Annotated in this window: 1 protein-coding gene; it reads left to right on the top strand. The window is 72.2% G+C overall.

Annotation, left to right across the window (positions count from 1 at the left end; all coding sequences use genetic code 11):
• The coding region (locus ACSNOK_RS34720) for an acyl-CoA dehydrogenase family protein (protein ID WP_436784693.1) at window positions 1-263 on the top strand (263 nt) is incomplete at both ends.

Raw genomic sequence — 263 nt, 5'->3', positions numbered from 1 at the left:
GCCCGTATCTCACCTCGCTCGCCACCGAGGAGCAGAAGCGCCGCTGGCTGCCCGGGTTCTGCGGCGGCGAGACCATCGGCGCCATCGCCATGACCGAGCCCGGGGCGGGCTCCGACCTCCAGGGCATCCGCACCACCGCCACCGACCGGGGCGACCACTGGGTGCTCAACGGCTCCAAGACCTTCATCTCCAACGGCATCCTCGCCGACCTCGTCATCGTGGTGGCCCGGACCACCCCGGAGGGCGGGGCGAAGGGGCTGAGC

Origin of the sequence: Streptomyces sp. URMC 126, assembly GCF_051386555.1 — a bacterium.
GTDB lineage: Bacteria > Actinomycetota > Actinomycetes > Streptomycetales > Streptomycetaceae > Streptomyces.
This window is presented reverse-complemented; position numbering and strand designations above follow the sequence as displayed.